This is a genomic window from Gordonia sp. (in: high G+C Gram-positive bacteria) (assembly GCF_012515855.1).
Lineage (GTDB): Bacteria > Actinomycetota > Actinomycetes > Mycobacteriales > Mycobacteriaceae > Gordonia.
The window spans coordinates 1-6290 of sequence record NZ_JAAYXO010000089.1 but is presented as its reverse complement, the minus strand read 5'-3'; the positions used below and the strand labels follow the sequence as shown (position 1 = coordinate 6290).

5 protein-coding genes are annotated in these 6290 nt (G+C 68.0%); 4 read left to right on the top strand and 1 reads right to left on the bottom strand.

All coding sequences use genetic code 11. The features are described from left to right. Nucleotides 1–416: thiamine pyrophosphate-binding protein (locus GX543_RS06815; protein WP_290850800.1), on the bottom strand; the 416-nt coding region annotated here is incomplete at its 3' end. 274 nt (nucleotides 417–690) lie between these two features. On the opposite strand from GX543_RS06815, the gene GX543_RS06810 reads away from it, so the two are divergent. The 4 genes from GX543_RS06810 to ilvD form a co-directional block, all read left to right on the top strand. Then, entirely contained in the window at nucleotides 691–1140 is a 450-nt protein-coding gene (locus tag GX543_RS06810; RefSeq protein WP_290850799.1) for a PH domain-containing protein, read from the top strand. Nucleotides 1141–1745: 605 nt separating this feature from the next. Further along, the gene (locus GX543_RS06805; RefSeq protein ID WP_290850798.1) at nucleotides 1746–3107 is read left to right on the top strand and encodes an HNH endonuclease signature motif containing protein; all 1362 of its coding nucleotides are present in this window, start codon (nucleotides 1746–1748) and stop codon (nucleotides 3105–3107) included. Between the two features lie 341 nt (nucleotides 3108–3448). Continuing rightward, nucleotides 3449–4786 carry a magnesium transporter gene (gene mgtE, locus GX543_RS06800; RefSeq protein WP_290850797.1) on the top strand — a complete coding sequence of 446 codons (1338 nt, stop codon included), beginning with the start codon at nucleotides 3449–3451 and terminating at the stop codon, nucleotides 4784–4786. A 131-nt stretch (nucleotides 4787–4917) separates the two neighbouring features. Then, nucleotides 4918–6290, top strand: a 1373-nt coding sequence (gene ilvD, locus GX543_RS06795; protein ID WP_290850795.1) for a dihydroxy-acid dehydratase, incomplete at its 3' end; no start/stop codon positions are given.

Below are 6290 nucleotides of genomic sequence, written 5' to 3'. Positions count from 1 at the left end.
AGGAAGTTGTGCTTGGTGATCGGCATGGTGATGCCGGAGATGTCGGCCTCCTGGAAGGCGTCGGTGCCGATCAGCGCGCGGCCGACCTGACCGGTGATCGCGACCACCGGGACCGAGTCCATCTGGGCGTCGGCCAGCGGGGTCACCAGGTTGGTGGCACCCGGGCCGGAGGTCGCCATCATGACGCCCGCCTTGCCGGCGACCTGTGCGTAGCCGGTGGCGGCGTGGCCGGCGCCCTGCTCGTGACGGACCAGCACGTGCCGGACCTTCTGCGAGTCGAGGAGTGGGTCGTACACCGGGAGCACAGCACCGCCCGGGATGCCGAAGACGATCTCGACGCCCAGTTCTTCGAGCGTGCGGACCACCGACTGGGCGCCGGTGACCCGTTCGGGGGCCACCGTGGCACCCGAGCGCAGAGATTCGGTCGACGGCGACGACGGCCGCGACGACCCGCGTGCTGTTGGAGTGCTCACTGCACGATCCTGTTCACTAGTCCTGACAAGTAAAAAACCCCCGACAGCGGAAGCTGTGCGAGGGCGCGTCGATGAAGTTCCGAAGGTCTACGAAGTGACCGGTTCAGGCGTTGACGCGCCGACCGATTACTACGAGGAGCTTCTCAATCATCACGCATCAACGGTAGGGCAGCGGTCCGAGCCGAGTCAAATCGCCCCTACGTGCCACAATGGTGCCGTGTCGAATCGCAGTGCCACTCCCCGCAAGACCTCGCCGACGGTCGCCGAGCCGACGGTCTTCGCGATCCCCCGGCTGGCCTATATGACCGTCTTCATGACCCTGCTCGTGGCGGTCATCTTCATGGGCGTCTCACTGCCGTGGTTCGCCTGGACGATCGTCGTGCCGATCGCGCAGGCCTGGTGGATCCACCGGGTGCGCACCGTCGCCGACACCGACGGCCTGACCGCCGTCCGGATGTTCGGCAGCACCCGCCTGCACTGGGACGAGATCGACGGCTTGGCCTTCCCCAAGTGGCGTTCGGTCTGCGCGGTGCGCGCCGACGGCAGCAAGGTGCGGCTGCCGGCCGTCACCTTCCGCGAACTCCCCCGCCTCTCGGCGGCTTCCGGCGGCCGGGTCCCCGACCCCTACGCCGCCGCCCGCGAGGCGCGTCTCGCCGCCCGCGGCTGACCCCCTCTTCTCGCCGAAAGCCCTCCGGATCCGCCTGGTCCGGAGGGCTTTCCGCATCCCGATTCATGGTCCCGCCCCCGTTTGCAGTCGCGCGCCCGTTAGTGGCCGCGCCCCGCTGGTGGCCGCGCCCCGCTGGTGGTCGAGTGCTCGCGACGAAGGAGCGGGTGCACCGAGGCCACACCGCGCACCCGTCTCGGTACACCGCCTCGCAAGCTCGGCGGTACTCGACGACCAACGGAAAGGCGCCACTCTTTCGTCCGTGGCGCCGGGCTGGTGGTCGAGTGACTCCAGAGGGAGTAGGTGTCCCATTCCCGGTGGTCGAGTGCCCGGCGGAGCGCTAGCGGAGCCGGGTGCATCGAGACCAATAAACCACACTGAACTGCGCAAACAGGTCGTCCAAAAAATTGTTCGAAAAACCCTACTCGAACACTTGTGCCCATGAGGTATGGCGCGTACCGTAGAAGGTAACCACAACTGAACACCTTCGGCGGACCACCACATCCAACCCGACCCGACCGACACCGCGCCCACCCCCAGCGCACCTGTCGACCGAGTCGATTCCTTACCTGAATCGCACCTTGTGCTTAACCCCAAGTGAGACCCACATGGACGCACACCACCTGAACAGCCTCACCGACCGACTCGTCGACGAGTTCTCGCCCGGCGTCGCCGGCGACGGCTCGCTCCTCGACCGACTCGAGAACACCCGCCCCGGCGTGGACGACACCGTCGTGCTGAACCTGATCGTCGCTGTCGTCCGGCTCCGCAACGTCCTCGACTACCTCCTCGCCTTCCTGATCGGTCTGGCCGAGCATCAGCGGATCCCGCTGCGCCGGAAACTCAAGACCGGACCCGATCTGCTGCTCGCGATCGGCGTCGCCCCGGTGGTGGCCCAGCGTATGGGCCGGCTCGGCCGTGCCCTGCACCGGTTCCCGACCGTCGCCGCCGGCATGCGCGACGGTGCCGTTTCCTGCGAGTTCGCCGATGCCATCGTGAAGGGCACTGAACACGTCCGACGGCGCGTCAAGATCTCCGAAGAGCAGCGCGAGACGATCATCCGCACCCTCTCGGTGCAGCTGAACCCGGCCGCAGTGATGACCCGTGCCCGCGCGTTCGCCATCGAACTCGCCCCCGAGCCCGAATCGCTGCCGGAGGGTGCGGTGCCGGTCGCCGAGAACACCGAGCTGAACGAGATGACCCTCGTGCAGACCGACGACGGCCGCTACACCGCGACCGTCGACCTCGACGTCCTCAACGGCGACGCTCTTGTGACCGCGCTTGATCCGCTGACCAAACCGATCCCGCAGCCCGACGGTTCCGCTGATCCGCGCTCTGCGGCTCGTCGTCGCGGTGATGCCCTCGCGGAGGTGGTGCGCGCGTACCTGTACGGCTACGACCGCCCGACTTCCGGTGGCGTGCTGCCGACCGTGACCGTTGTTCGGCAGGCACCGGTCATCAGCAGCGGCCTCGAGATCGCCATCCCGGAACTGCCCGACGGCATTGTGCCGCCGGCCGATTCCCTCGGCTTCGGTGGACCGATCACCGCCACCTCAGCGGAACTGATCGCCTGCGACGCCGCCGTCTCCGAAGTCCTCGTCGACTCGGAGGGCGTGCCGCTTGATGTCGGTCGCAATCAGCGTTTGTTCACCGGCAAGCTCCGCAAAGCTCTCGAAGTGCGTGACCGTGGTTGCGCGTTCCCGGGCTGTGATCGGCCGGCGAAGTGGTGCGACGGTCACCATATGACCCCGTGGAGTGAAGGCGGTCGGACCTGCCTCGACAACGGAGTTCTCCTGTGCCGCGCGCATCACACGATGGTGCATCACACCGGCTGGGAGGTGTTGCTCGGTCCGGATCGCCACCCGTGGTTTCGGCCACCTGTCGATCCCGAGCATCCGGAGCGCCGCCGCGAACTGATCCGTTCCAATGCCCGGAGAACGATGACCCTCTACGAGCATGCTGCGGCCTGACCGTTTCGCTTCCTCGTCTCGATACGCCCGTCTCGGCTAGCGCCTCGCCGGGCACTCGACGACCGGGGGGCCGCACGCACGACGACCGAGTGTGCGCTCAATGACCAAGGGGTAGAACGCTTTTCTTCGCTGGTTGACCGCTGACCCAGCTCGCTCCCAGGGGCGGGCACACGTTGATTGAGAACTCCATAAAGAGAGCGCCCGAACGAACGGGTGCCGGTGCGGCCCGGGGCAAGAGGGCTGCGCCGGCACCCGGGCGCGAGCCTGCCCGATCGCGGACATTCGTGCCCGGTCGGTCCGCCGACGGGCGCCGACACGCGGGCACTGAGACAATCGGGCTCATGACTGCCCTGCAGACGCGCGAGCTCGATCAGGCGCTCGCCGAGAACCGTCTGGCCGAAGCCTCGTCGATCCTCAGCGACCTCGCCGCACAGGACGTCGCCGCCATGCTCGAGTTGCTCAATCCGCAGCGCCGCAGCATCGCCTTCCGGCTGCTCGCCAAGGACCAGGCGGTCAAGGTCTTCGACGATCTCGCGTCCACCCCGCAAGCCGAACTGATCGAAGCGCTCGGCACCGCCGAGGTGGCCGAGGCCTTCGACCACCTCGAGCCGGACGATCGTGCCGAACTGCTCGACGAGCTCCCGGCGACCGTCGCCAAAGCGCTGATCCGCAACCTCTCCCGCGAGCAGCGCGATGCCACCGCGGTGGTGCTCGGTTTCCCGCGCGGCTCCGTCGGCCGCCGGATGAGCCCGGAGTTCGTGCACGCCTTCGACGACGACACCGTCGAGGCGACCCTGACCCGGGTCAAGGCCCGCGGCCATCAGGCCTCGACCATCTACACCGTGCCCGTCGTCGACCACGCGAGGCGGCTACTCGGTGTCGTCAGCCTGCGTGATCTGCTCCTCAACGATCCCGACCGCCGGGTGGGCGAGCTGGCCAAGAAGCCGATCTTCGCCCGCGTCGACGCCGACGCCGAGCCCACCGCGCAACGCTGCGTCGACCGCGGCATCCTCGCCATGCCCGTCGTGGACGCCGAACAGCGACTCATCGGCGTCCTCACCCTCGACGATGCGATCGAAGTGGTCGACGCCGCCCGCGACGAGGACGAGGCGCGCGCCGGTGCCCGCGAGCCGCTGAAGTCGCCGTACCTGCAGGCCTCGATCCTGGCGATCACCAAAGCCCGTGTGGTGTGGCTGTTCGTCCTCGCGGTGTCCGCGATCCTGACGGTCAACGTCCTCGAGATCTTCGAGGGCACCCTGGAACAGAAGGTCGCCCTGGCCCTGTTCATCCCACTGCTCACCGGTATCGGCGGCAACACCGGCTCCCAGGCGGCGACGACGGTGACCCGCGCCCTGGCCACCGACGAGGTCGGCCCCCGCGACGTCGGCAAGGTCCTCGGCAAGGAGGTCCGGGTCGGCCTGACACTGGGCGCCGCCCTCGGCCTGGCCGGCTTCCTGGTGGCCTGGGGCGTCTACGAGTTCGACATCGGCGCGGTGATCGGCCTGACCATCGTCTCGGTCTGCACCATGGCCGCCTCCGTGGGCGGCCTGATGCCGCTGATCGCCCGCATGGTGCGGGTGGATCCGGCGGTCTTCTCCACCCCGTTCATCTCCACCTTCTGTGACGCCACCGGCCTGATCATCTACTTCTCGATCGCCAAGGCCGTTCTCGGTATCTGAGGCACCGCCGGACGCGGGAATAATCGATGGCCCGCGGGGCGTAGAATGACCAGGACTATTTCCACTTGTCGCCGGTGTTCTCCCAGCCCCCCGAACACCGGACGAGGTTTCAACATTTAGTGAGGGATTTCATGCCTGCCCTGCGGTCTCGCACCACCACGATCGGCCGGGAAGCCGCCGGCGCCCGCGCGCTCTGGCGCGCCACCGGTATGACCGACGACGACTTCGGCAAACCAATCGTCGCGATCGCGAACTCGTACACCCAGTTCGTGCCCGGTCACGTGCACCTGAAGAACGTCGGCGAGATCGTCGCCGAGGCCGTGAGCAAGGCCGGCGGCGTGGCCCGCGAGTTCCACACCATCGCCGTCGACGACGGCATCGCGATGGGCCACGGCGGCATGCTCTACTCGCTGCCGTCCCGCGAGATCATCGCCGACTCGGTCGAGTACATGGTCAACGCGCACACCGCCGACGCCCTGGTCTGCATCTCCAACTGCGACAAGATCACCCCGGGCATGCTCAACGCCGCCCTGCGGCTGAACATCCCGACGGTCTTCGTCTCCGGCGGCCCGATGGAGGCCGGCACATCCGTCGTCGTCAACGGCGTGGTGCACCCCGGCCTGGACCTGGTCGATGCGATCACCGCCTCCGCCGACAGCACCGTCGGCGACGAGGACCTGCTCAACGTCGAACGCTCCGCCTGTCCCACCTGCGGTTCCTGTTCGGGCATGTTCACCGCCAACTCGATGAACTGTCTGACCGAGGCCCTCGGTCTCTCGCTGCCGGGCAACGGCTCGACCCTGGCCACCCAGGTCGCCCGCCGCGACCTGTTCACCCGGGCCGGCGAGCTGATCGTCGACATCGCCACCCGCTACTACCGCGACGACGACGAGTCGGTGCTGCCGCGCAACGTCGCCTCCCGCGAGGCCTTCGAGAACGCCATGGCCCTCGACGTCGCCATGGGCGGCTCGACGAACACCGTCCTGCACATCCTGGCCGCCGCGCAGGAAGCCGAGATCGACTTCACCCTGCACGACATCGACCGCATCTCGCGCAACGTGCCGTGTCTGGCGAAGGTCGCCCCGAACTCGCCCAAGTACTACATGGAGCACGTGCACCGGGCCGGCGGCATCCCGGCGATCCTCGGCGAGCTGAACCGCGCCGGGCTGCTCAACCAGAACGTCGCCCCCATCCACTCGCCGTCGCTCAAGGAGTACCTGGCCGACTGGGACATCCGCAGCGGCACCGCGACCGACGCGGCGATCGAGCTGTTCCACGCCGCTCCGGGCGGGGTGCGCACCACCGAGCCGTTCTCCACCAGCAACCGCTGGGACTCCCTCGACACCGACGCCGCCGACGGCTGCATCCGGGACAAGGAGCACGCCTACACCGTCGAAGGCGGCCTGTGCGTGCTGCGCGGCAATCTCGCACCGGACGGGGCGATCCTCAAGACGGCCGGAATCGACGAGGACCTGTTCCACTTCGAGGGCCCGGCCTACGTCGT